We start from the raw sequence: 22,308 nt of genomic DNA on the forward strand, positions 1-22,308 counted from the left end.
CGGCGCCGCACTGCACCCCGTATCCGCACCCCACCCCGGCCGGAGGGCTAGGCTCGCGGCCGGCCCATCGCCCGGTACGTCCAGCCCGCGGCACGCCACCGCACCGGGTCCAGCGCGTTGCGGCCGTCCAGGACGAGGCGGTCGGTCACCACACCGGCCAGCTCCGCCGGGTCGAGGTCACGGAACTCGCGCCACTCGGTGAGGTGCAGGACGACCTCCGCGCCCCGGGCCGCCGCCAGCGCGGAGTCCGCGTAGCCGAGGGTCGGGAAGACCCGGCGGGCGTTGTCCATGCCCTTGGGGTCGTAGACGGTGACCTGGCCGCCCTGGAGGTGGATCTGCCCGGCCACGTTCAGCGCGGGGGAGTCCCGCACGTCGTCGGAGTCCGGCTTGAAGGTGGCTCCGAGCACGGCGACCCGCTTGCCGAGGAACGAACCGCCCACGGCCTCCCGGGCCAGCTCGACCATGTGCCCGCGACGCCGCATGTTGATGGAGTCGACCTCGCGCAGGAAGGTCAGTGCCTGGTCGGCGCCCAGCTCACCGGCGCGCGCCATGAAGGCCCGGATGTCCTTGGGCAGGCAGCCGCCGCCGAAGCCGATCCCGGCGCGCAGGAACTTCGCGCCGATCCGCTCGTCGTAGCCGATGGCCTCGGCCAGCTTGACCACGTCGCCGCCGCCGGCCTCGCACACCTCCGCCATCGCGTTGATGAAGGAGATCTTCGTGGCGAGGAAGGAGTTCGCGGCCGTCTTGACCAGCTCCGCGGTCGGGAAGTCGGTGATCACCAGTGGGGTGCCCTCCGACATCGGCGTCTCGTACACCTCCCGCAGCAGCTTCTCGGCGCGCTCGCCCTGGACGCCGATCACGATCCGGTCGGGGTGCAGGGTGTCCTCCACCGCGAAGCCTTCCCGCAGGAACTCCGGGTTCCAGGCCAGCTCCACGTCCGCGCCCGCCGGGGCCAGCTCCGCGAGCTTCACCGCGAGCCGCTCCGCCGAGCCCACCGGCACCGTGGACTTGCCGACCACCAGGACCGGCCGCGTCAGGTGCGGGGCCAGCGAGGCCATCGCGGAGTCCACGTAGGACATGTCGCAGGCGTACTCGCCGTGCTTCTGCGGGGTGTTCACGCAGACGAAGTGGACGTCGCCGAAGGCGCCGACCTCCTCGTAGGAGGTGGTGAAGCGCAGCCGGCCGGTCGAGCCAGGCAGCCCGGCCACGTGCTTGGCCAGCAGTTCCTCCAGCCCGGGCTCGTACATCGGGACCCGGCCCGAGGCCAGCATCTCGATCTTCTCGGGCACCACGTCCAGCCCCAGCACCTCGAATCCCAGCTCCGCCATCGCGGCGGCGTGGGTCGCACCGAGGTATCCGGTGCCGATCACAGTGATCTTGAGGGGGGCCATGGGTGCTCCAGAGGTGCGGGGCCGTTTGCGGCCACTGAGCATAGTCGGGCCCACCAGCGGGGACGTTCCCCAGGAGACCGCCGCTGTCACCCATCTCACGTGGTCCGTCCATATCGCCATCCGTGACCGGACCATTAGGCTTGGGTTACTTAACGGTAGTTAGCATCACGCATCACCCTGGGGAGTGAGAGATCTTGGCGGGTTCTGCCGACTTCGACCTGTACCGCCCGGCCGAGGAGCACGACATGCTCCGCGAGTCGGTCCGCTCGCTCGCCGAGGCGAAGATCCTGCCGTTCGCCGCCGCGGTCGACGAGGAATCCCGCTTCCCGCAGGAGGCCCTGGACGCCCTGGTCTCCAGCGACCTGCACGCCGTCCACGTTCCCGAGACCTACGGCGGCGCGGGTGCCGACGCCCTCGCCACCGTGATCGTGATCGAGGAAGTGGCCCGCGTCTGCGCCTCCTCCTCCCTCATCCCGGCCGTGAACAAGCTCGGCTCGCTCCCGGTGATCCTCTCCGGTTCCGAGGAGCTCAAGGCCAAGTACCTGGGCCCGCTGGCCAAGGGCGACGCGATGTTCTCGTACGCGCTCTCCGAGCCGGACGCGGGCTCCGACGCCGCCGGCATGAAGACCCGCGCCGTGCGCGACGGGGACTTCTGGGTGCTCAACGGCGTCAAGCGCTGGATCACCAACGCGGGCGTCTCCGAGTACTACACGGTCATGGCCGTCACCGACCCCGAGAAGCGCTCCAAGGGCATCAGCGCCTTCGTCGTCGAGAAGTCCGACGAGGGCGTCTCCTTCGGCGCCCCGGAGAAGAAGCTCGGCATCAAGGGCTCCCCGACGCGCGAGGTCTACCTCGACAACGTCCGGATCCCCGCCGACCGCATGATCGGCGCCGAGGGCACCGGCTTCGCCACCGCGATGAAGACCCTGGACCACACCCGCATCACCATCGCGGCCCAGGCGCTCGGCATCGCCCAGGGCGCCCTGGACTACGCCAAGGGCTACGTCCAGGAGCGCAAGCAGTTCGGCAAGCCGATCGGCGACTTCCAGGGCGTGCAGTTCATGCTCGCGGACATGGCCATGAAGATCGAGGCCGCCCGCCAGCTGACCTACTCGGCCGCCGCGAAGTCCGAGCGCGTCTCCGCCGGTGGTGACAAGGAAGACCTGACCTTCTTCGGCGCCGCGGCCAAGTGCTTCGCCTCCGACGTGGCCATGGAGGTCACCACGGACGCCGTCCAGCTCCTCGGCGGCTACGGCTACACCCGTGACTACCCGGTGGAGCGCATGATGCGCGATGCCAAGATCACGCAGATTTATGAAGGCACGAATCAGGTTCAGCGCATCGTCATGGCGAGGAACCTGCCGTAGGGCCCCGCCCCGCCGAAACGCGTGGCTCCCGGCGCACGGCCGGGGGTCACGTGCGAGGTGGCCGGCGGCGCACCCTAGGCTGTGCGCCGGTCGGCCCCGGGGGCGGGGTTCAGGGGGGAGCGGGATGTCCGCAGAACGTCAGGTATCGGGGATGCTCCGGCAGATCGCCCGTCAGCAGGACGTCATCGAGATCGGCCCGCAGGGCTCCCGCCCGAAGGCGGCCGCCCTCGCGCACGTGGCGGAGCAGTACGGCTACGTGTACGGCGCGGCGCGCGCGACCGGGTACAAGGACTCGCTCATCCTCCTGCGGATGTACCGGGACCCGAGTCCCGAGGCGCGCTCCCGCGAGGCGGCCACCCTCACCGCCCATCCGCGGGCGGGGACCGGCGGGACGGTGCCGGGGCTGGCGCCGGGGTCGCTGAAGCCCGTCCCCGAGGCGGCCGACGCCGTGGCCGTGCTGAAGGACCTCATCGCCTTCGACCTCGCGGCCCGCTTCGTCACCAGCCGGGGCCAGAAGGTGCTGTGCTACCTCGCCTGCGTGCTCGTGACCGCGGTCCTGCTCGCCACCGGCCCGCCGATCGAGGCGGTGGCCTCCGGCGGGAGCCTCGTGGTGATCCTCACCGTGGCGCTGAAGGCGGGTCAGATCCGCCGGGAGAAGCTGTCCCGGCGCCTGACGGAAGCCGGGTTCTTCGCGGTGCGCGACGAGCGGGGCGGGCAGCGGTTCCTGCGCCCGGGGCAGCAGTTGCCCGGCCACGCGAACCCGTTCGCCGCCTGAGGCCCTGGCCTGCGACGCAGGCGGACGCACACCTCGCCCGTGGGGGGCACCCGCATGGGCTAAATTTGGACCTTCGTACGCCGGAATCGGTTGGGGAGAACGCAATGACGGAAGCGATCCTGCTGGTCGGCGGACAAGGGACGCGCCTGCGACCCGTGACGGTGAACACGCCCAAGCCGATGGTCCCCACGGCCGGCGTCCCGTTCCTCGCCCACCAGATAGCCAGGGCCGCCGCCGCCGGTGTCACGCACATCGTGATGGCCACCTGCTACCTCGCCGAGGTCTTCGAGCCCTACTTCGGCGACGGATCCGACTTCGGCCTCAGCCTCGAATACGTGGTCGAGGACGAGCCCCTCGGGACCGGCGGCGCCATCCGCAACGCCGGAGAGCGCCTGACCGGCGGACCGGACTCCTCCGTCCTCGTCTTCAACGGCGACATCCTCACCGGCCTGGACATCGCCGGGCTGGTCGAGTCGCACGAGGCGGCCGACGCCGACGTCTCCCTGCACCTGGTCCGGGTCGAGGACCCGCGCGCCTTCGGCCTGGTCCCCACCGACTCCGAGGGGCGGGTGCTGGCCTTCACCGAGAAGCCGCAGACCCCCGAGGAGATCATCACCGACCAGATCAACGCCGGCTGCTACGTCTTCCGCCGCAGCGTGATCGACTCCATCCCGGCCGGCCGCCCGGTCTCCGTCGAGCGCGAGACCTTCCCCGGCCTGCTCGCCGCCGGGGCCAAGCTGCACGGCGTCACCGAGAACACCTACTGGATGGACCTCGGCAAGCCCGAGTCGATCATCCAGGCCTCCGCCGACCTCGTACGCGGCGTGGTCTCCTCCCCGGCCGTCCCCGGACGCCGCGGCGAGTCCCTGGTCCTGCCCGGTGCCGAGGTGGCCGCCGGGGCCAAGCTCTCCGGGGGCACCGTCGTGGGCGCGGGCGCCCGGATCGGGGCCGGAGCGGTCGTCCAGGGCTCCATCGTCCTCGACGACGCCGTCATCGGCCCGGACGCCCAGGTGAACGCCAGCCTGATCGGCGCCCGCGCCGCGGTCGGCGCGCGGACCGTCCTCGACGCCGTCGTCATCGGCGACGGCGCCACCGTGGGGGCCGACAACGAACTGCGCGGCGGCGCCCGCGTGTGGTGCGACGCGCAGCTGCCCGCCGCCGCCGTCCGCTTCTCCCCGGACGCCTGATCCGGGGAGCGGGCCGGGAGCGGGCCGGGCGCGGGCCGGGCGCGGGCCGGGTGCGCCGCCGTCAGTTGCCGCGGACGGTGACCTTCTCGTCGTTCTGGATCTGCTTCACCAACTGCTGCACCTTGGCCTTGTCCCAGACGAGGTTGCCGCCGCGCTGGCCGGAGATCGGCATGTTCATCGACACGCCGTCACCGCCGTTGACGCCCTTCATCGCGAAGAACATCTGGCCCATGTCGTACAGGCCCATGTCCTTGTCCACGATGAGGGTGTCCAGGCCCGCGCCCAGCATCGGGTAGAGCGCGAACGGGTTGAGGATCGTCGACGGCGTCGCGGCCTGGCTGGCCAGCGCCGACAGGAACTTCTGCTGGTTCTTCGTCCGCTGGAGGTCCGACTCGGCGAAGGCGTACCGGGTCCGTACGAAGGCCAGGGACTGCTCGCCGTTCAGGGTCTGCTTGCCGGCCTTGAAGTCGGCGCCCGACTTCTCGTCCTTGAAGCCCTCCTCGATGTTCAGCTCCACGCCGCCCAGTGCGTCCACGATGTTCGCGAAGCCGGCGAAGCCGATCTCCGCGTAGTGGTCGATGCGCAGGCCCGTGTTGTGCTCCACCGTCCGCACGAGCAGCTCGGGGCCGTCCTCCGCGTACGCGGCGTTGAGCTTGACCCGCCGCCCCTGCGCGGGGAACGTCTTGCCGGACTGGGAGCCGACGAAGGAGGGGATCTCCACGTCCGAGTCGCGCGGCAGCGAGATCATGGTGTTCCCGCTGGAGCACTTCGCCAGGATCATCATCGAGTCGGTCCGCTTGCCCTCGGCCGAGCCCGTGTGGAGCTTCTTCTTCTCCTCGTCGGACATCCCCTCACGGCTGTCCGAGCCCACGATCAGGTACGTGGTGCAGTCGCCCTCCTTCGGGCGCTCGATGACCTTGGAGAGGTCCACCTCGCGGCGCACCTTGGAGTCGGCCCAGAAGTACGTGGCGACGGACGTCACGAGGAGCGCGGAGACCAGCACGATCGAGCCGACCTTGATCCGCTTGCGCCAGTCCGGCGCGGGACCGGGCGCCCGCCCGGGGCGGCCGGGCCCGGACGGCCCGCCGGGACCCCCCGGTTCGCCCGGAGCGCCGCCCTGCGGAGCCCCGTAGACCTGGCCGGTGTTGTAGCCGCTGTCGTAACCGCCGTACGTGTCGTGGCCGCCCGCCTGCTGCGGGGGTACGCCGTACGCGGGCGGCGGGCCCGCCGGGCGCTGCGGGCGCGGGGGCTGCGCGGGCCGGGGCTGCTGCTGCGGCTGCCGCTGGATGTGGCGCATCCGCTGCACACCCTCGGGCTGCGGCTGCGCGCTGCCGCGCCCGTACGCGTCGTCACGACCTTCTGGCCAGTCATTCATGCGCCCAAGAATGCCTGCCCGGGTGCGTGCTCCGACAGCCCGGTCCGCATTCCGTTCCGCTGCTGTTGCAGAGCTGATGCCTCCGTGAGCCATCTCGACGGCGTCCTGCCGGCCGGGCCGTCCCCGCGGCGTCCGGCGCGCCCGCTCGCCGTCTTCCCGTCGGTCCCCGACGCCCCGCGTCACTCCCTCCCGGGCCTCGCGGGGGCACGCCCGGGCACCGCTGCCTGATCAGGCCCGATCGACGGGACACCCCCTAAGGTGTCCGTATGACACAGATACCGGGCGAGCTGCCCGGGAAGCCCACCGCAGCCTCCCGGACGACCCTCAGCCACATCATGACCGCCAACGACACCAACCTCCTCGGCACGGTGCACGGCGGCGTGATCATGAAGCTGGTGGACGACGCGGCGGGCGCCGTGGCCGGCCGCCACTCCGGCGGCCCGGCGGTCACCGCCTCCATGGACGAGATGGCCTTCCTCGCGCCCGTGCGCGTGGGCGACCTCGTCCACGTGAAGGCCCAGTGCAACTGGACCGGCCGCTCCTCCATGGAGATCGGCGTACGCGTCCTCGCGGAGCGGTGGAACGAGTCCACCCCCGCCACCCAGGTCGGCACCGCCTACCTCGTCTTCGCCGCGGTCGACGCCGACGGCAAGCCCCGCGAGGTCCCGCCCGTCCTCCCGGAGACGGAACAGGACGAACGGCGTTACCAGGAGGCCCAGATCCGCCGCACCCACCGGCTCGCCCGCCGCCAGGCGATCATGGCGCTGCGCGAGGAGCGGGCCGCCCAGGGCTTCGACGACTGACGTCGAGACCGTCCCGGGCCCTCAGTTCCCGCAGACCACCTGGTCGCCGGTGACCACCCCGAAGGCGCCCTGGTAGGGGTCCTCGGCACGGACCGGCACCACCTTGCGGTAGTCCGCGCCCGCGATCACCACCACCGTCCGGCCCTGGCCCGCCACCGCCCGCAGCTCGCTGCCCGGCAGCGCGGTCGCCACCGAGCGGGCGGAGCGGTCCCAGCGCGGATCGTACGTGATCACCGTGCGCTTGACGTCGCGGCTGGCCCCGTTGCCCGGGGCCCGGGTGGTGTCGAAGCCGGTGGCGCGCAGCGCGGCGTCCACCCGGCCGCCCATTCCGTCGATCCGGGTGCCGTTCTCCACCTGGACCCGGACCTGGCGCGGGGGCACGTCCACGGGCACCGCCGCGGGCGGGCCGCCGGCGGCCTTCCCGGGCCGGGCGGGGGCCAGCGGCCGGTCCTCGCGCAGCGCCTCGAACAGCTTGGCCGCCTTCGGCTCGTCCCACTTCACCGTGGACCCGATGCCCTTGACGGGGAAGGAGGGGCTGCCGATGGGCACGGAGGCGAACTCCGAGGAGGACGGGGTGAAGTCCCGCATCGCCTGCCCGAGGGCCAGCATCTGCTCGGAGCCGAAGTCCTTGTCGGCCCGGACGGACCCGAGGAGGGTGGAGCTGACCTCCTTGAACTTCACCGGGTTCAGCAGCACCCCGCCCCCGGTCGCCTGCTTGATCAGGGCGGCGATGAACCGCTGCTGGCGCTGCATCCGGCCGAGGTCGGAGGCCCCGTCGACATGGCGCGAGCGCACGTACTGCAGGGCCTGTCCGCCGCTGAGGCGGTGGTTGCCCGGCAGCAGGTCGAGTCCGGTGTTGCGGTCCCGCATGGTCTTGGCCGTGCAGATCTCCACGCCGCCCATCGCGTCGACCGTCTTCATGAAACTGGTGAAGTCGACCTCCAGGTAGTGGTCGATCTTCACCCGGGTCATGTTCTCCACGGTCCGCACGGTCAGGTTGGGCCCGCCCTCCGCGTACGCCGCGTTCAGCCGTACGGGGTGGGCCTTGTGCGCCTTGCCGGTGACGAGGTCCCGGTGCGCGGGCACCTCGGCGTAGCTGTCGCGGGGCAGGCTGATCACGCTGGCCCGCTCCTTGTCGGCCGACAGGTGCACCAGCATGATCGTGTCCGTGCAGTGGCAGGGGGCGCCGCCCAGGCGGTACTCGCGCTTCTCCTCCGGGGAGACCTTCTCCCGCCCGTCGGTGCCCACCAGCAGGAAGTTGAGGCCGTGTCCGGCCTGCGGGCGGTTCTTCATGTCCTTGAACGGGTCCACCCGCTCGATCCCGGTGTCCAGACCGGTCATCACGGCGTGCCCGACGGCACCGGAGCCGAGCACCGCCACCGACAGCCCGGCCGCGAGCCGTACGCCCCACCGGGGTCGCCCGTCCCGGTGCCGGGCGCGGCCGCCGTCGCCGCGTCGGACGCGCTGCGGCCGGGGCGGCCCGTCAGGACGGGCGGGACGGTGCGGCTGGGGCACGGTGGACACCTCCGCGGGGGCAGCAGGGAGACCGGCCGGGGCACTGACCGGATCGGCCGATTCGGCAGAACAGTAGGCCCATACGATCAGCAGCTGTCCTTACCGGTCGCTCGGCGCGCACCCGGTTCCCCCGTACGCGGTAACGTGACACCGATACCCGACCTTGAAGGACCACATGCCCACCCAGCAGCCCGCAGTCTCGGTGATCATGCCGGTGCTCGACGAGGAGCACTACCTCCGCGATTCCGTCCGCCACATCCTGGAGCAGGAGTACGCGGGCGAGATGGAGGTGGTGATCGCACTCGGGCCGTCCACGGACCGCACCGACGAGATCGCCGCCGAACTCGTCGCCGAGGATCCCCGAGTCCACACCGTCCCGAATCCCACCGGCCGGACCCCGGCGGCGCTCAACGCCGCCATCAAGGCCTCGCGTCACCCGATCGTGGTGCGCGTCGACGGCCACGGCATGCTTTCGCCGAACTACATCGCCACCGCCGTGCGCCTCCTGGAGGAGACCGGCGCCCAGAACGTCGGCGGCATCATGCACGCCGAGGGCGAGAACGCCTGGGAAGAGGCCGTCGCCGCCGCGATGACCTCGAAGATCGGTGTCGGCAACGCGCCGTTCCACACCGGCGGCCAGGCGGGACCGGCCGAGACCGTCTACCTCGGAGTCTTCCGCCGCGAGGCGCTGGAGCAGCAGGGCGGCTACAACGAGGAGTTCATCCGCGCCCAGGACTGGGAGCTGAACTTCCGCATCCGCGAGGCCGGCGGTCTGATCTGGTTCTCGCCGGAGCTGATGGTCCAGTACCGTCCGCGGCGCTCCGTACGGGCCCTGGCCAAGCAGTACAAGGACTACGGGCGCTGGCGGCACGTGGTGGCCCGCTACCACTCGGGCTCCATCAACCTGCGCTACCTGGCCCCGCCGACCCTCGTCTGCGCGCTCGCCGCGAGCGCGGTCGTGGGCGCGACCGTCACCCCCTGGGGCTTCGCCCTCCCGGCCGGCTACCTCGCGGCGATCACCGCGGGCTCCGTACCGGCGGGCAAGGGGCTCGGGATCAAGGCCCGGGCGCAGATCCCCGTCGCCCTGGCGACCATGCACCTGTCCTGGGGCTTCGGCTTCCTGACCAGCCCGCGGGCCCTGGCGAACAAGGTCATCGCGAGCCGCCGTCCGGCCGTGCAGCGGGACTCTTCGCAGGTCTGAGACGTACGAAGGGGCCCGGCCCGGAGGTTGCGTACCGTCGCGGCCTCCGGGCCGGGCCCCTTTCGCGTGTTCGCGTGCGCGCTACCAGGTGAAGCCCGGCTGGATCGCCATGCAGGCGCCCTCGTTGTCGCCGTTGAGCGCGTGGGCCGAGGTCGGGGCCACGGTCGGGGCGGGCGGCGGCGGGGTCGGCGCGTCGCCGGTCCGCCAGTCCTTGCCGACGAGCAGGGTGATCCCGGAGACCTCCTCGGACTTCTGCACCGAGGAGGCGGGCAGGCCCAGGGCGGTGGCCACGACGCCCGCGTCGGCCGCCTGGGCGTCCGTGGCGTAGCGGACGACCGTGGTGTCCTCGGCGCCGGTCTGGGTGTCGGCGGTGGCCTTGGTGAAGCCCTTGCCGGTCAGGAGCGAGGCCACCTCGTTCGCCCGGTTCTTGACCCGGGTCTCGGCGCCGGCCTTGCCGCTCGTGGCGTTGCGGACGGTGACCGCGATCTTCGCGGGAGCCGTGGCCGGGGCCGTGGTCGGCGCAGTGGTCGGCGCCGTGGTCGGGGCCGTGCTCGGGGCGGCCGGCGTCGGCGTGCCCGCGGACGCGGAGGCACCCGGGGACGGCGAGGCACCCTCCGCCGGGGTCCCGGAGCCCTTGCCGTCGAGCGCGATGTCCTCGCGGACCATCCGGAACACGGCCTCGGCCTCGTCCGCCATGGGCTCGACCCGGCCGTCCAGGCCGGGCTTGGTGCTGTAGACCCACGGCATGGTGGTCATGGTGATCCGGCCCGGGGGCACCTTCTTGAGCTCCATGCTCAGGTCGTACAGCTTGTCGATCTTGTTCAGCCCGGGGTCCACGACCATGGCCTCGATCGCCGCCTGCGCCAGGCTGTTGAGCTTCACCGGGTTGGTGAGCTTGGCGTTCTTGCGGAACTCGCGGGACATCGACGTCATGTACTGGTGCTGGGCGTGGGTGCGGCCGATGTCGGTGCCGTCCTCGAAGCCGTAGCGGGTGCGCAGCCACTGCAGGGCCTGCTCGCCCTGGATGACGCTCGTGCCCTTGGGCAGCTTCAGGCCGGAGCCCTTGCCGTCACGGGTGCGGGAGTGGACGTTCTCCTCCACGCAGACCGGGACACCGCCGATGGCGTCCGCCATCGAGACCACGCCCTTGAAGTCGATCATCATGAAGTGATCGACGGGGATCTTGGTCAGCTCTTGCCAGGTGGCGACCGTGCAGCCCGGACCGCCGCGCTGCAGGGACTCGTTGGTCTGCACGAGGCCCTTGCTGGCGGGGTGCACCTTGCCGCCCGGCTCGGTGCACTTGGGCATCATCAGCATCGTGTCGCGCGGCATCGAGACGACCGACATGTTGCTGCGGTCCGCGGACAGGTGCAGCAGCATCTGCACGTCCGCCAGCGGCGGGCCGTCGAAGGTGTCCGTGGCCCCGCCGAGGGCCTGGTTCGCCGCGTCGTCGCGCGCGTCGGAGCCGATCAGCAGGATGTTCAGCGGGGTCTGCCCGAAGGCGTTGGGCTTGGAACCGCCCAGTTTGGTCTCACCGAGGTTCAGCGCGTCCGTCTGGATGCTGCCGTTCAGGTGGCGGTAGTACAGGTATCCGGCGGCCGCCGTCCCGAGTATCAGCAGGGACAGCACGGAGGCCGTCCAGCGCAGCACGCGCCGCCGGCCCTGCCTGCGGGTGGGACCGCCGCCCGTCTCCTGGCGACCCGCCCCGGAGCCGCCCCGCTGTGGGGGCACCGTGCCGGACGCGCCCGCCCCGCCGCCGGATATCTCCCCGGCGGCCTGGGCGTTCGCCCCCTCTCCTCGCACGCTGCTGCGCCTCACACGTCCCCCTCAAGATCCTTCTAGGTCAACAGAGTGCCGGTGTCACCGGCCGAGTCCTGTTACTTGGCGCAGATCGCCTTGTCGGCCTGCGCCCGCTGCACGTCCTCGGGCAGCTGTTGGGGCACCGGGGCCGCCAGCGGGGCGCCCGGCTGCTGGAAGTCCGGACCCAGCGTCAGCTTCATCGGGGTCTTCGCCGAGGCGTCCGCCGTCCCCACCTTCAGTGCGGTCGCGGGCAGGCCCATGATGTCCGCCAGCGCCCGGGCCTGGTCGGCCTGGTTGGGGGCGTACTCCAGCTGCGTGGCGCCGACCTTCTCGGGCGCGTTGCCGACGTTGCTGGCCTTCTGCACGCCCTTGCTGTTCTGCAGCCAGTTCAGCGTGGTGGAGGCGGAGCCCTTCGGGCCACCGCCGTTGTAGATGCTCACCCGTACGTCCCCCGCGGCCGCGCGGTTGCCCTGGAGCAGTGCGTCCTGCTTGGCCTTCGCGTCCGCGTCGGCCGCCTCCTTGGCGGCCTGCTCCTTCTTCTCGACCTCCGTGAGCGAGACGTCCCCCCGGATCATCTGCAACAGCGGATCGGCCAAGGCGTGTTCGACGACGACGGTCGCCTTCTTGCCCACCGGTTCGGCCGGGTTGTCGAGCACCGGCAGGGTGGTGAAGGTGATGTTCTTCGTGTCGATGCCCTTCAACTCGCCCGCCAGGTCGGTGAGTTTGCCGATGGACCCGATCCCCGAGTCCACGCCGAGGGACTTGGTGGCGGCCTCGGCGAGGGAGAGGAACTTCTTGGGGCTGGTCAGCGTCTCCTTCGACTTCATCTCGCGCATCATCGAACCCAGGAACTGCTGCTGGATCCTGATCCGGTCGAGGTCGCTGTTGTTGCCGAAGCCGTGCCGGGTGCGGACGAAGGCGAGGGCCTCTTCGCCCGCCAACCGGTGTTCGCCGGCGTCCAGCTTGAGGTGGGAACCCTCTTCGTCGTTGACCGCCTTCTCCAGGCACACCGGTACTCCGCCGACCGCCGTGCTCAGCGTCTTGACCGCGTTGAAGTCGGCCATCATGAAGTGGTCGACCTCGATGCCGGTGAGTTCCTTGACCGTGCGCATCGTGCAGCCCGCGTCGCGACCCTCCTGGCCCAGGCTGGTGTTGAAGCGGGCGCCCTTGGCGGGGGCGATCGTCTTCGTCGATCCGTCCGGTTGTTTCGTCGGGCAGGCCGGGATGTTGGTGATTAGGTCGCGAGGGATGGACAGCGCGGTCGCGTTGGTCCGGTCCTTCGAGACGTGGAAGAGGATCGTGGTGTCGGCGTGGCCGACGCTGTCCTTGTCCCCGTAGCTCTCGTTGCCCGCGCCGGTGCGCTTGTCGGTTCCGATGACCAGGATGTTGATGGGCTGGTCCTTCTTGAAACCGCCGGTGCCCGCGCCCGCCACGTCGGTGACGCTGAGGTTGCCGTTCAGGTGGTCGTAGTAGAGGTAACCCGCCACGGAACCGCCGACCAGCAGGAACGCCACCACACCGCCGGTGATGACCAGCGCCTTCTTACGACGTCCACCGCCGCCCGCGTCCTTGCGGGAGCGGCCGCCGCGCCGACCGCCGCCGGGGGGCGGGTCGCCACGACGCGGCCTCGGCACGCCGGGGGAGGGGGCGGTGGGGGTTGGGGGAGCAGACGGTGATCTGCGGGGTGCGGTGACCTTCGGCCGCGCTTGCGCGGCGGAGTCGGCCAGTCGCAGTTCGTAGTTGCCTGTGCGGGGATTGAGCACCCACTGGTCTGCGGGGTCGATCTCGTCCGCCCGCCCACGGCTTTGCGCATCCACGGTTGCTCGAATCCTCCGTCGGTGCCTCGCGACGCGCCTCCCCCAGGCGCACGGTCAACGATCCGGCTGCTGGTGCCCGTCTCTGATCCGGCCGGGCACCGGATCGCTCACCTTATCCGCCCTGTTCGGCGGCAAACCATGCTGGTGACAAATTCCACTCCCCTTATAACGGGGTGAACCGCCCATCCCACTCGGTTCGGTCACCGCCTTTTGGGATTGCTTTACCGGCAGTCGGCGTTGCCCGCAGTGGTTCCCGTAAAAGTAGGGACGGGTACCTGAGGTGTGACGGTTCCCTCGTCCGTGGAGTCCGTGTTCGAACCGGCGTCCGTGCCCGCTCTTGCGCCCTCGACCGCGCTCGGGGTGGGCTTCGGCGGGGCGACCGTGACCGGCTTGTCGGTCCGCAGCTGTTGGAACAGCCGCGCCGCGTCGGGCTCGACCAGCTCGTCCCGGTTCGGGTCGGGCGCGTAGGGCTTGCGGGGCACCGTCAGGAACTTGACCTGATCGGTCGGTATGTCCCGCATGCCCCGCACGAGTTCGTACAGGCCGCGCAGCGAGGCCAGCCCCGGGTCCGTGGTCACCGAGGAGGTCGCCGCGTCCAGCAGCGGGTACAGCCGCGCCGGATTCAGCAGCACCCCGTTGCTCTGCACCTTCTTGACGAGCGAACCGAGGAACTGCTGCTGCCGGTCCATCCGTTCGGTGTCACTGCCGTTGCCCAGGCTGTGGCGGGCCCGGACGTACCCCAGCGCCTGCTCGCCCCGCAGGGTCTGGCGCCCGGCGGCCAGCCGCAGCTTGGCCTCGGCATCGTTCACCGGCTCCTTGAGGCAGACCTCCACCCCGCCGATGGCGTCGACCATCTTCTTGAACCCGCCGAAGTCGACCACCATGTGATGGTCGACACGGATCCCGGTCAACTTCTCCACCGTACGGATCGTGCAGGCGGCCCCGCCCCACTGGAACGCCCAGTTGAACTGCGCGAACCGTTCGACGGTGCGGCTCCCGTCCACCTGCCGGCAGGAGGGGATCTCCGTCATCAGGTCCCGCGGTATCGACACGGCGGTCGCGCTCCTGCGGTCCTGCGGCAGGTGCAGCAGGATCGTGGTGTCCGAGCGCTGGGTGCCCTTGTCCCGCCCGTACCCGGCGTTGTTCCTGCCGGAGCGCGAGTCCGAGCCGATCAGCAGGATGTTCTGGGACCCCGTGGCCAGGTGCGCCGGGCGCTCGCGCTCGTAGCGCCGCAGCTCGGCCGTGGCCGAGGTGTCCTCGGTGATGTTCCCGTCGAGCTTGTTGTAGAGCCACCAGCCGGTGGCCGTGCCCGCCAGGACCAGGAAGGCCACCCCGAGGCCGATCCAGCGCAGCAGCCGGCGCCGACGCCCGCGGCTGCGCGGGGGCCGCCCCGCACCTCCGGCCGCGTCGGTGCCGCCCGGTATGCCTGCGCTGTCCGTCACTGGCGTCCGTCCCCTCGCCGCTACGACTGCGGGCCGTCGGCCGTACGGGTGAGCACGGCCACTGCCGATGCTGCCCCCGGGACGCCGGAGCAGCCCGGGGACAGGGGCTCGTCAAGGGCCATTCGGGTGACAAATCGCCCGCACCTGCCCTCCACCAGTGTGGGCGACGGGCCTCCGGGCGGCGATCAGACGGTGTGGGTGACGCGCTCGCTCTCGCTGCGCTGCGCCAGCCCGTCCGCCGGGAGCCGGTCCAGGTTCCGGCACAGCACCACGGACCCGCCCGCGGCCAGCGCGGCGTAGAGCCCGGCCGAGAGCCCCTCCCAGGTGTCGTAGCCGAGCCCGGTCAGCACCCGCGAGCCCTCGCCGAGGCCCAGCTTCGCCGCGTCCTCGCGGGCGCGGGCCACCAGCGCCGCGTGCGTGAGCTCCTCGCCGCCGACGACCAGCGCCGGGCCCTCGGGATCCACCGGTACGAAGGGGGCGAAGCGGTCGCCCTGCCCCGGTACCTCCACCGCATAGTCGGCGAACCCGGCCGGCGGCTGCGGGAACCGTCCGCCCAGCGGCCGCAGGGCGAGCGCCACCCGCTCACCACCGCACGCCAGGGCCCCTTCCAGGGTGTCCGGCCCGCTGACGACGAGGTCCGCACCGGCCGGATCCCCGCCGACCTCGGCGACGACCCCGACCGAGGCGCAGGCGAGCAGCCACACCGCGCTCTGCCAGTGCGCCGGGAGCATCAGCGCGAGCCGGTCCCCCGGCTCGGCCCCCAGGTCGCCCTGGAGCAGATTGGCGGTCTTGGCCACCCAATTGGCGAAGGTCGCGACGGACAATTCGACGCGTTCGCCGGTGGCATCGTCGTAGAAGGTGACGAGCGGGCGGCCCGGATCGGCGGCGAGCGCGGATCGCAGCAGGTCGGCAGGGGTGCGGTCAGTGGCGTTCACCCGGCACAGCGTACGCGGGCCCGTCCCCCGTACGGGGTCCGTCGGCTCCTCCGTACGGAGGAGGGGTATCCGCGGCGGGTCGGACGGAGCGTCAGTTCTCGGATGGCGCCCGGTGATCCGCGTGCTCACCATCCTTTTCATGCGTGGATTCCTTGCTTCCTCGATCGGCGTCGCGACGGCCGCCGTACTGGCCCTGCCCCTCGCGCTCCCCACCCCCGCCCTGGCCGAGACCGACCCCGTAACCCCCGCCGGGTCCACCCAATCGCTGCCGCTCGTCCCGCTGGGACCCTCGGCGACGCGGGCGCCCGGAGTCCCCGGAACGAGCGCCTCCCCGGGCCGCACCGAGACGCAGGGCCTGACCGCACGCGAGGTGAAGACGTTCTCGCTGGTCGGCGTGGTCTGGGACGACGCGGCCACCGAACTGAACGGCCGGGTCCAGGTGCGGACCCGCTCCACCCGGACCGCCACCTGGTCGGACTGGCAGGACGTCGAGACCCACAACGGCGAGCACGCCGCCGACCTCGACGCGGCGGAACACGGCTCGCGCCCGATCCGCGGCGCCACCGCCCCGCTGTGGGTGGGCGAGTCCGACGCCGTGGAGGTCCGCGTCCAGGCCGAATCCGGCGCCCCGACCACCCGCGCCCCCTCCCGGCTGCCCACGGGCCTGCGGATCGAGCTCGTCGACCCGGGCGCGGAACCCCCCGCCACGGGCGCCGACGGCAAGAACACCGGCCCCGGCGACGGCAAGGGCGAGGTGGCGGTGCCCGCCATGACGATGGAGACGGCGGAGTCCTCCGCCGCGAACGTCCCGCACGCCTCGCTCGGCGCGAACGAGATCACCGCACTCGACAAGGCCGACTCCACCGCCGACGCGATCTTCGCGAGCGACGGCGAACTGAGCGCGGCGGCGGCCCCGTACATCGGTCCGCGCCCCCGGATCGTCACCCGCAAGGGCTGGGGTGCGAACGAGGGCCTGCGCGAGCCGGGCTTCGTCTACACGAGCACGGTCAAGGCGGCCTTCGTCCACCACAGCGCCTCCGGCAACAACTACGCCTGCAAGGACGCCCCGGCGGTCCTGCGCAGCCTGTACCGCTACCACGTCATCAGCAACGGCTGGCGGGACTTCGGCTACAACTTCGCGGTCGACAAGTGCGGCACGGTCTACGAGGGCCGCGCGGGCGGCGTCTCCAAGGCGGTCCTGGGCGCGCACACCATGGGCTTCAACACCAACAGCATGGGCGTCGCGGTGCTGGGCACCTTCACCTCCACGAACCCGCCGGCGGTGGTGGTCGACTCGGTCGCCCGCCTCACGGCCTGGAAGCTCGGCCTCTTCGGCCGGGACCCGCGCGCGAAGACCGCCCTGACGTCGGGCGGAGGCAACCGCTACCCCAAGGGCAAGAGCGTGTCGATGAACGTCATCTCCGGCCACCGGGACGGCTTCGCCACCCAGTGCCCGGGCGCGAAGCTCTACGGCAAGCTGGGCGCCACCCGCACGGCCTCGGCAAAGCTCCAGGGCCGGCCGTAGCCTCCGGCGGTCAGCAGGGTCCGTGGGCGCGGCGCCGTCGCCGGCGCTCCGCCCCACACCCCCTACGGCGCTCCGCCCCGCACCCCTACGGCGCTCCGCGCCCGCGCCTCAATCGCCGGCGGGGCTGGATTGCCGCTCCGCGGCAATCCAGCCCCGCCAGGCGGCACCTTTCAGCAGAGCTCGGCCAAATCCAGCCCCGCCGGCGTTTGAGGCGCGGGGTTCGGGGCGGAGCCCCGATCTTTGAGCCCCGCCGGCGTTTGAGGCGCGGGGTTCGGGGCGGAGCCCCGGGGGAGGCGCGGCCGGGCCGGGCTACGCTCGACACATGGCCGGCCGCTTCGATCCCCTCACCCGCGCCGCGGTCCGCGGCGGCCGCACCGACGTCCCCCCGGGCCGGGGCAGCACCGCCGGCGCCGGCGCCAAGGAACGCCACTGGGCTCCCGACGGTCCCCTGGACCTCGGCCTCACCCTCGGCCCCCTCAGACGCGGCCCCGCCGACCCCACCTTCCGCACCACCCCCGACGGCTCGGTCTGGCGCACCGGCCGCACCCCACTGGGCCCGGCCACCCTCCGCGTGTCCCGCGCGGGCGAGCAGGTGCAGGCCGAGGCCTGGGGCCCCGGCGCCGACTGGTTCCTCGAACAACTGCCCGCGCTCCTCGGCGCCGGCGACGACCCCGCCGCCTTCGTGCCCCGCCACCGCCTCGTGCACGCCAGCCACCGCCGCCGTCCCGGCCTGCGCCTCACCCGTACCGGCCTGGTCCTCGAATCCCTGATCCCCACGGTCCTGGAGCAGAAGGTCACCGCCGACGAGGCCTACCGCGCCTGGCGCCGCCTGGTCCGGCAGTACGGCGAGCCCGCGCCGGGCCCGGCCGGCGGCCCGGACCTGTACGTCGTGCCCGCGCCGCGCACCTGGGCCGTGATCCCGTCCTGGGACTGGCACAAGGCCGGCGTCGACGCCAAGCGGTCCGCCACGATCGTGCGGGCCGCCCGCGTGGCGAACCGCCTGGAGGAAGCGGCCGCGATGGACCTGCCCGAGGCCGTACGGAGGCTGGAGGCCGTCCCCGGCATCGGCCCGTGGACCTCCGCGGAAACCCTCCAGCGCAGCAACGGCCACCCCGACGCGATCACTACCGGCGACCTCCACCTGCCCGGCATCGTCGGCTACGCCCTCGCGGGCGACCGCGACGCCGACGACGCCGCCATGCTGGAGCTCCTCGCCCCGTACGCGGGCCAGCGCCACCGCGCGGCCCGCCTCGTCCTCCTCGCGGGCCGCACCCCGCCCCGCCGCGCGCCCCGCATGCCGCGCGGCGACATCGGCCGCTTCTGAGCCCTGCCGTCAGGCGCCCCCGCCCCGCCGATCCGCCGGGCCCGCCGCAGGCGTCACCGCACCTGGATGAAGTCCGCCGCGGACCGCCCCGGCCGCTCCGCCGGGACCGCCGCCGGGTGCCCCACCGCCACCGTTCCCATCGGGTCCCAGTCCTGCGGCAGCTCCAGCACCTCCCGCACCACGTCCCGGCAGAACATCGTCGAGGACACCCACGCCGACCCCAGCCGCTCCCCGGCCAGCGCGACCAGCAGGTTCTGTACGCCCGCGCCCATCGCGACCACGAACATCTCCCGCTCCGCCGTGTCCCGCCGGGCGTGCCCGTAGTGGTGCGCGCCGTCCGTCACCAGACACGGCACCACCAGGTACGGGGCGGCCCGCAGCACGTCCCCGCGCCGCACCCGCTTCGCCACGGACTCCTCGGACTTGCCGTCCGCCCGCAGGTCAGCGATCCACGCGTCCCGCATCGCGTCCAGCAGCCGCACCCGGGAGGCCTCGGACTCCAGCAGGACGAACCGCCACGGCGTGGTGTGGTGGGGGGCCGGGGCCGTCACGGCCGCCGCCACCGCCCGCCGCACCGCGCCCGGGTCCACCGGCTCCGCCGTGAAGGCCCGTACCGTACGGCGCTGCGTCACGGCTTCCCGTACCGCTTCCGAGGTCCCCAGCCGGAACATGTCGTCGGCCGGCGGGCGCACCAGGTCCCGGGCCGAGGAGCCCTCTCCGAGGACGTGGGCCAGGCCGCGCACGACGGCCACCGGCAGCCCGGCGGCCTTGCCCTTGACCAGGTCACCTGCGGCGGCCAGCTCGTCCGCGGTCGCCACCACCGTCGCGCTCAGCGGATTGCCGTGGGCGTCGGTGGCGCCGCGCAGGTCGTCCAGGACCCGCACGCCGGCCGAGCCGATCGCCACGTCCGTCAGTCCGTTGCGCCACGGCCGCCCGAAGGTGTCCGTCACGACCACGCCCACGTCCACGGACAGGGCGTCGCGCACGCCGGCGCGGATCGTGGCGGCCGAGCCGTCGGGGTCCTCGGGCAGCAGCAGCACCGTGCCGGGGGCGGTGTTGGAGGCGTCCACGCCGGCCGCGGCCATCACCAGGCCCTGCCGGTTCTCGACGATCCGCAGCGGACCCCGGCGCGCGACGACCCGTACGGTCTCGGCGTCGATCGCGGCCTCGCGCGAGTCGGCCTCCACGATCCGGCCCTCGGCCTTGGAGACGATCTTCGAGGTGACCAGCAGGACGTCCCCGTCGCGCAGGTCGGGGGCGGCCGTCGTGATCAGCTTCGCCAGGTCGTCGCCCGGCCTGACCTCCGGGATCCCGTCGACGGCCCGCACCTCGTACGCGGGCGCCCCCGTCACCGAGAGGCCTCCGCCAGCTCCAGCGCGGCGCGGGCCATCTCCGCGGTGGCCTCCACGTCGGTCATCATCAGCGGCACCGCGCGGCAGTTGATCCCGGCGGCCTCGACCTCCGCGACGGCGTCCGCGTCCGAGGTGTCCACGAGCCAGCCGTCCAGCAGCCCGGTCCCGTAGTGCAGGGCGACCGCGGCGGCGGTGGACTCGACGCCCACCGCGGCGAGGACCTTGTCGGCCATCCCGCGCACGGGCGCGCCCCCGACGATGGGGGAGAGGCCCACGACGGGCGCTGCGGCGGAGGCCACGGCGTCCCGGATGCCGGGGACGGCGAGGATCGTGCCGATCGAGACCACGGGGTTCGACGGCGGGAAGATGATCACGTCGGCGGCGGCGATGGCCTCCAGCACGCCCGGGGCGGGCTTGGCCTGCTCGGCGCCCACGGGTACGACGGCCTCCGCGTCCACCGAGGCGCGCAGCCGGACCCAGTACTCCTGGAAGTGGATGACGCGGCGCTCGCCGGTGCCGGCCTCGGTGATCGCGACGTGGGTCTCGACGCGGTCGTCGGACATGGGCAGCAGCCGTACGCCGGGCTGCCAGCGGTCGCAGAGGGCTTCGGTGACGGCGCTCAGCGGGTAGCCCGCGCCGAGCATCTGCGTACGCACGATGTGCGTGGCGAAGTCGCGGTCGCCGAGGCCGAACCAGGTGGGTCCGACCCCGTACGCCGCGAGTTCCTCCTTGACGGTGAAGGACTCGTCGGTGCGGCCCCAGCCCTGGTCCTCGTTGATGCCACCGCCGAGGGTGTACATCACCGTGTCCAGGTCGGGGCAGACCTTGAGCCCGAAGAGGTGAATGTCGTCACCGGTGTTGCCGATGACCGTGATGTCCGCGTCGGGCACGGCCGACTTGAGTCCGGACAGGAACCGGGCGCCGCCTATACCGCCGGCCAGAACAACAATGCGCATGCAGACAGTCTGTCAGCCGAAGGCTGTCGTGGAGGGGCGGGACTGTCGGGCCGATTGAGGTCAGGCCGGTACGGACGCGGAATCGGCCGGGGAGCAGCTGTGCATCGGCATCTCGGTCAGTCCGGGGAAGTAGACGTGCAGGCTGACCGCGCCGTCGAGGGTGTCGTTGACGACCTCGTGGGCGTAGCCGGGGGCGAAGACGCGCTGGGTGCCCGGGCGGTGGGTGTTGCGGCCGCGGGGGGTGTGCTCGGTGAGCTCGCCCTCCAGGACGGTCATGACGCCGGAGGAGGCGCCGTGGTCGTGGAGGCCGCTGCCCTGGCCGGGGACCCAGCTGAGCAGCCAGACCTCGTATCCGGGGCCGGTGCGCAGCCGGTGGTACCAGCGGGTGGTGGCGTCGTACTCGACGAGGTGCTCCCAGGAGGCGCGGTCCTCGGCGATGGAGCGGGCGAGCCCGGCGAACTCGGCAACGGTGGCCGGGTGTTCGCGGGCGGGCTGGAGGAGGTGCTGGACGGCGAGGATGTCGCCGGCGATCTGGAGGTCGCTCTCGACCGTGGCCGGAGCGACGGGAGCGACGGGAGCGACGGGAGCGGCGGGAGCGGTGGGGGTGGCGCTGTTCGTGCTGTTCATCGTGGGGGGTACCTCGACGGATGTCAGTCGTGCTGGCGGTTGCTGCGGGGGCGGGCCGGAGCTCTGAGGAGCCGTGGCTCCGCGGGCATCAACAGCTGCAACAGCAACAGCGAACCTGGGCAGCGCACAGGAACCCACGAATGGGGGTCCGGGTGGTGGCTGCGGGCGCTGACATGCAAACAAGGAGAACGGCTCGGGGGCCTGACTGTCAACCCAATGTCCGGTTTGGTGTAAAAGTTTCACCTCATCCGGTTACCGTGCCCGGAGAAAGGTTTGTGCAGTGTGCGGCAGGGGATGTGGCGCTGTGTCGGCTCTCAAACCAGATCCCGACTTCCGTGACCTGAATGTGATCTGCGCCGCTTCTCCGGTCGGACCGCAACCCCGTTCGGAGGTGGCACGTGGAATACGGGTAAAGGCGGCATCCTGTGGCGCCGGCGGCATGTGTCACGATTTTTGGCGATATGAACACTTTCTGCATAGGCTTGGTTCCGCAGAGTGAATAAGGGGCCCAATAGCAGATCTCGGCTTGACTGCCCCGGAGCCACGCACTTGTAATTTCACTCGTGTCGTTACGTAGCAATCAGTGACGACATCGTCACGGGGACGCACAGACAGAGCGAGGGGCGCACATGACCGAGCTGTTTCAGGAACTGCTGGTCGAGGAGGCGGACGAAGAGCTCGGGTGGCAGGAGCGCGCTCTGTGCGCCCAGACCGACCCCGAGTCCTTCTTTCCCGAGAAGGGCGGCTCCACCCGCGAGGCCAAGAAGGTCTGCCTCGCCTGCGAAGTCCGCTCCGAATGCCTCGAGTACGCCCTCGCCAACGACGAGCGATTCGGCATCTGGGGCGGTCTGTCCGAGCGGGAACGCCGCCGCCTGAAAAAGGCAGCGGTCTGAAACGGCCGACGCACCACCGATCG

The 22,308-nt window shown here is 72.0% G+C and carries 18 protein-coding genes; 8 read left to right on the forward strand and 10 right to left on the reverse strand.

Annotated elements, in window-relative coordinates:
- Nucleotides 1-47: 47 nt before the first annotated feature.
- On the reverse strand, nt 48-1,391 hold the full coding sequence (locus tag OG594_RS05740) for a UDP-glucose/GDP-mannose dehydrogenase family protein (RefSeq protein ID WP_266595793.1): 1,344 nt from the start codon (nt 1,389-1,391) through the stop codon (nt 48-50).
- A 194-nt stretch (nt 1,392-1,585) separates the two neighbouring features.
- Here OG594_RS05740 and OG594_RS05745 point away from each other — a divergent pair, with 194 nt between their 5' ends.
- The 3 genes from OG594_RS05745 (at nt 1,586) to OG594_RS05755 (ending at nt 4,720) form a co-directional block, all read left to right on the forward strand.
- Nucleotides 1,586-2,758 carry an acyl-CoA dehydrogenase gene (locus tag OG594_RS05745; protein ID WP_202201300.1) on the forward strand — a complete coding sequence of 391 codons (1,173 nt, stop codon included), beginning with the start codon at nt 1,586-1,588 and terminating at the stop codon, nt 2,756-2,758.
- A 124-nt stretch (nt 2,759-2,882) separates the two neighbouring features.
- On the forward strand, nt 2,883-3,533 hold the full coding sequence (locus OG594_RS05750; protein WP_266595797.1) for a hypothetical protein: 651 nt from the start codon (nt 2,883-2,885) through the stop codon (nt 3,531-3,533).
- A 104-nt stretch (nt 3,534-3,637) separates the two neighbouring features.
- On the forward strand, nt 3,638-4,720 hold the full coding sequence (locus OG594_RS05755; protein WP_266595799.1) for an NDP-sugar synthase: 1,083 nt from the start codon (nt 3,638-3,640) through the stop codon (nt 4,718-4,720).
- Between the two features lie 61 nt (nt 4,721-4,781).
- On the opposite strand, the gene OG594_RS05760 is transcribed toward OG594_RS05755, so the two are convergent.
- Nucleotides 4,782-6,095 carry an LCP family protein gene (locus tag OG594_RS05760; protein WP_266595801.1) on the reverse strand — a complete coding sequence of 438 codons (1,314 nt, stop codon included), beginning with the start codon at nt 6,093-6,095 and terminating at the stop codon, nt 4,782-4,784.
- 266 nt (nt 6,096-6,361) lie between these two features.
- Here OG594_RS05760 and OG594_RS05765 point away from each other — a divergent pair, with 266 nt between their 5' ends.
- Nucleotides 6,362-6,898: an acyl-CoA thioesterase gene (locus OG594_RS05765; protein ID WP_030014427.1), complete on the forward strand. Its 537-nt coding sequence runs from the start codon at nt 6,362-6,364 to the stop codon at nt 6,896-6,898.
- 21 nt (nt 6,899-6,919) lie between these two features.
- On the opposite strand, the gene OG594_RS05770 is transcribed toward OG594_RS05765, so the two are convergent.
- Nucleotides 6,920-8,413, reverse strand: coding sequence for an LCP family protein (locus OG594_RS05770; RefSeq protein ID WP_266595805.1), 1,494 nt, complete (start codon nt 8,411-8,413; stop codon nt 6,920-6,922).
- 175 nt (nt 8,414-8,588) lie between these two features.
- On the opposite strand from OG594_RS05770, the gene OG594_RS05775 reads away from it, so the two are divergent.
- A complete protein-coding gene (locus OG594_RS05775; protein WP_266595807.1) occupies nt 8,589-9,614 on the forward strand; it encodes a glycosyltransferase family 2 protein in 1,026 nt (341 codons plus the stop codon).
- Between the two features lie 81 nt (nt 9,615-9,695).
- On the opposite strand, the gene OG594_RS05780 is transcribed toward OG594_RS05775, so the two are convergent.
- The 4 genes from OG594_RS05780 to OG594_RS05795 all read right to left on the reverse strand — a co-directional run bounded on the left by OG594_RS05780 (nt 9,696) and on the right by OG594_RS05795 (nt 15,608).
- Complete coding sequence (locus tag OG594_RS05780) at nt 9,696-11,432, reverse strand: LCP family protein (RefSeq protein ID WP_266595809.1); 1,737 nt, start codon at nt 11,430-11,432, stop codon at nt 9,696-9,698.
- Between the two features lie 59 nt (nt 11,433-11,491).
- Nucleotides 11,492-13,231 carry an LCP family protein gene (locus tag OG594_RS05785; protein WP_266595811.1) on the reverse strand — a complete coding sequence of 580 codons (1,740 nt, stop codon included), beginning with the start codon at nt 13,229-13,231 and terminating at the stop codon, nt 11,492-11,494.
- A 221-nt stretch (nt 13,232-13,452) separates the two neighbouring features.
- Nucleotides 13,453-14,655: an LCP family protein gene (locus OG594_RS05790; RefSeq protein WP_266602650.1), complete on the reverse strand. Its 1,203-nt coding sequence runs from the start codon at nt 14,653-14,655 to the stop codon at nt 13,453-13,455.
- Between the two features lie 203 nt (nt 14,656-14,858).
- Nucleotides 14,859-15,608, reverse strand: a complete 750-nt coding sequence (locus tag OG594_RS05795; RefSeq protein WP_266595813.1) for a TIGR03089 family protein — start codon at nt 15,606-15,608, stop codon at nt 14,859-14,861.
- A gap of 139 nt (nt 15,609-15,747) precedes the next feature.
- On the opposite strand from OG594_RS05795, the gene OG594_RS05800 reads away from it, so the two are divergent.
- A complete protein-coding gene (locus tag OG594_RS05800; protein ID WP_266595815.1) occupies nt 15,748-17,133 on the forward strand; it encodes a peptidoglycan recognition protein in 1,386 nt (461 codons plus the stop codon).
- Between the two features lie 322 nt (nt 17,134-17,455).
- Nucleotides 17,456-18,457, forward strand: a complete 1,002-nt coding sequence (locus OG594_RS05805) for a DNA-3-methyladenine glycosylase (RefSeq protein WP_266595817.1) — start codon at nt 17,456-17,458, stop codon at nt 18,455-18,457.
- 53 nt (nt 18,458-18,510) lie between these two features.
- Here the strand turns inward: OG594_RS05805 and OG594_RS05810 are convergent, their stop codons facing one another.
- Genes OG594_RS05810 through OG594_RS05820 form a run of 3 tightly spaced genes read right to left on the reverse strand, consistent with a single transcriptional unit; the run spans nt 18,511 to nt 21,392 of the window.
- On the reverse strand, nt 18,511-19,809 hold the full coding sequence (locus tag OG594_RS05810) for a coenzyme F420-0:L-glutamate ligase (protein ID WP_266595819.1): 1,299 nt from the start codon (nt 19,807-19,809) through the stop codon (nt 18,511-18,513).
- A complete protein-coding gene (gene cofD / locus OG594_RS05815) occupies nt 19,806-20,765 on the reverse strand; it encodes a 2-phospho-L-lactate transferase (RefSeq protein ID WP_266595821.1) in 960 nt (319 codons plus the stop codon). The genes OG594_RS05810 and cofD overlap by 4 nt, the downstream gene beginning before the upstream one ends.
- Before the next feature lie 60 nt (nt 20,766-20,825).
- The gene (locus tag OG594_RS05820; RefSeq protein ID WP_266595823.1) at nt 20,826-21,392 is read right to left on the reverse strand and encodes a cysteine dioxygenase family protein; all 567 of its coding nucleotides are present in this window, start codon (nt 21,390-21,392) and stop codon (nt 20,826-20,828) included.
- 629 nt (nt 21,393-22,021) lie between these two features.
- Between OG594_RS05820 and OG594_RS05825 the strand changes: the two genes are divergently transcribed.
- A complete protein-coding gene (locus OG594_RS05825; protein WP_003983763.1) occupies nt 22,022-22,285 on the forward strand; it encodes a WhiB family transcriptional regulator in 264 nt (87 codons plus the stop codon).
- Nucleotides 22,286-22,308: the final 23 nt, after the last annotated feature.

The sequence above is a fragment of the Streptomyces sp. NBC_01214 genome (assembly GCF_026340975.1).
In the GTDB taxonomy this organism is placed as follows: domain Bacteria; phylum Actinomycetota; class Actinomycetes; order Streptomycetales; family Streptomycetaceae; genus Streptomyces.

Coding starts and splice junctions, on each gene's coding strand:
- OG594_RS05740 (WP_266595793.1), bottom strand. CDS start 1,391: ATGGCCCCCCTCAAGATCACTGTGATCGGCACCGGATACCTCGGTGCG.
- OG594_RS05750 (WP_266595797.1), top strand. CDS start 2,883: ATGTCCGCAGAACGTCAGGTATCGGGGATGCTCCGGCAGATCGCCCGT.
- OG594_RS05755 (WP_266595799.1), top strand. CDS start 3,638: ATGACGGAAGCGATCCTGCTGGTCGGCGGACAAGGGACGCGCCTGCGA.
- OG594_RS05760 (WP_266595801.1), bottom strand. CDS start 6,095: ATGAATGACTGGCCAGAAGGTCGTGACGACGCGTACGGGCGCGGCAGC.
- OG594_RS05765 (WP_030014427.1), top strand. CDS start 6,362: ATGACACAGATACCGGGCGAGCTGCCCGGGAAGCCCACCGCAGCCTCC.
- OG594_RS05775 (WP_266595807.1), top strand. CDS start 8,589: ATGCCCACCCAGCAGCCCGCAGTCTCGGTGATCATGCCGGTGCTCGAC.
- OG594_RS05800 (WP_266595815.1), top strand. CDS start 15,748: ATGCGTGGATTCCTTGCTTCCTCGATCGGCGTCGCGACGGCCGCCGTA.
- OG594_RS05805 (WP_266595817.1), top strand. CDS start 17,456: ATGGCCGGCCGCTTCGATCCCCTCACCCGCGCCGCGGTCCGCGGCGGC.
- cofD (WP_266595821.1), bottom strand. CDS start 20,765: ATGCGCATTGTTGTTCTGGCCGGCGGTATAGGCGGCGCCCGGTTCCTG.
- OG594_RS05820 (WP_266595823.1), bottom strand. CDS start 21,392: ATGAACAGCACGAACAGCGCCACCCCCACCGCTCCCGCCGCTCCCGTC.
- OG594_RS05825 (WP_003983763.1), top strand. CDS start 22,022: ATGACCGAGCTGTTTCAGGAACTGCTGGTCGAGGAGGCGGACGAAGAG.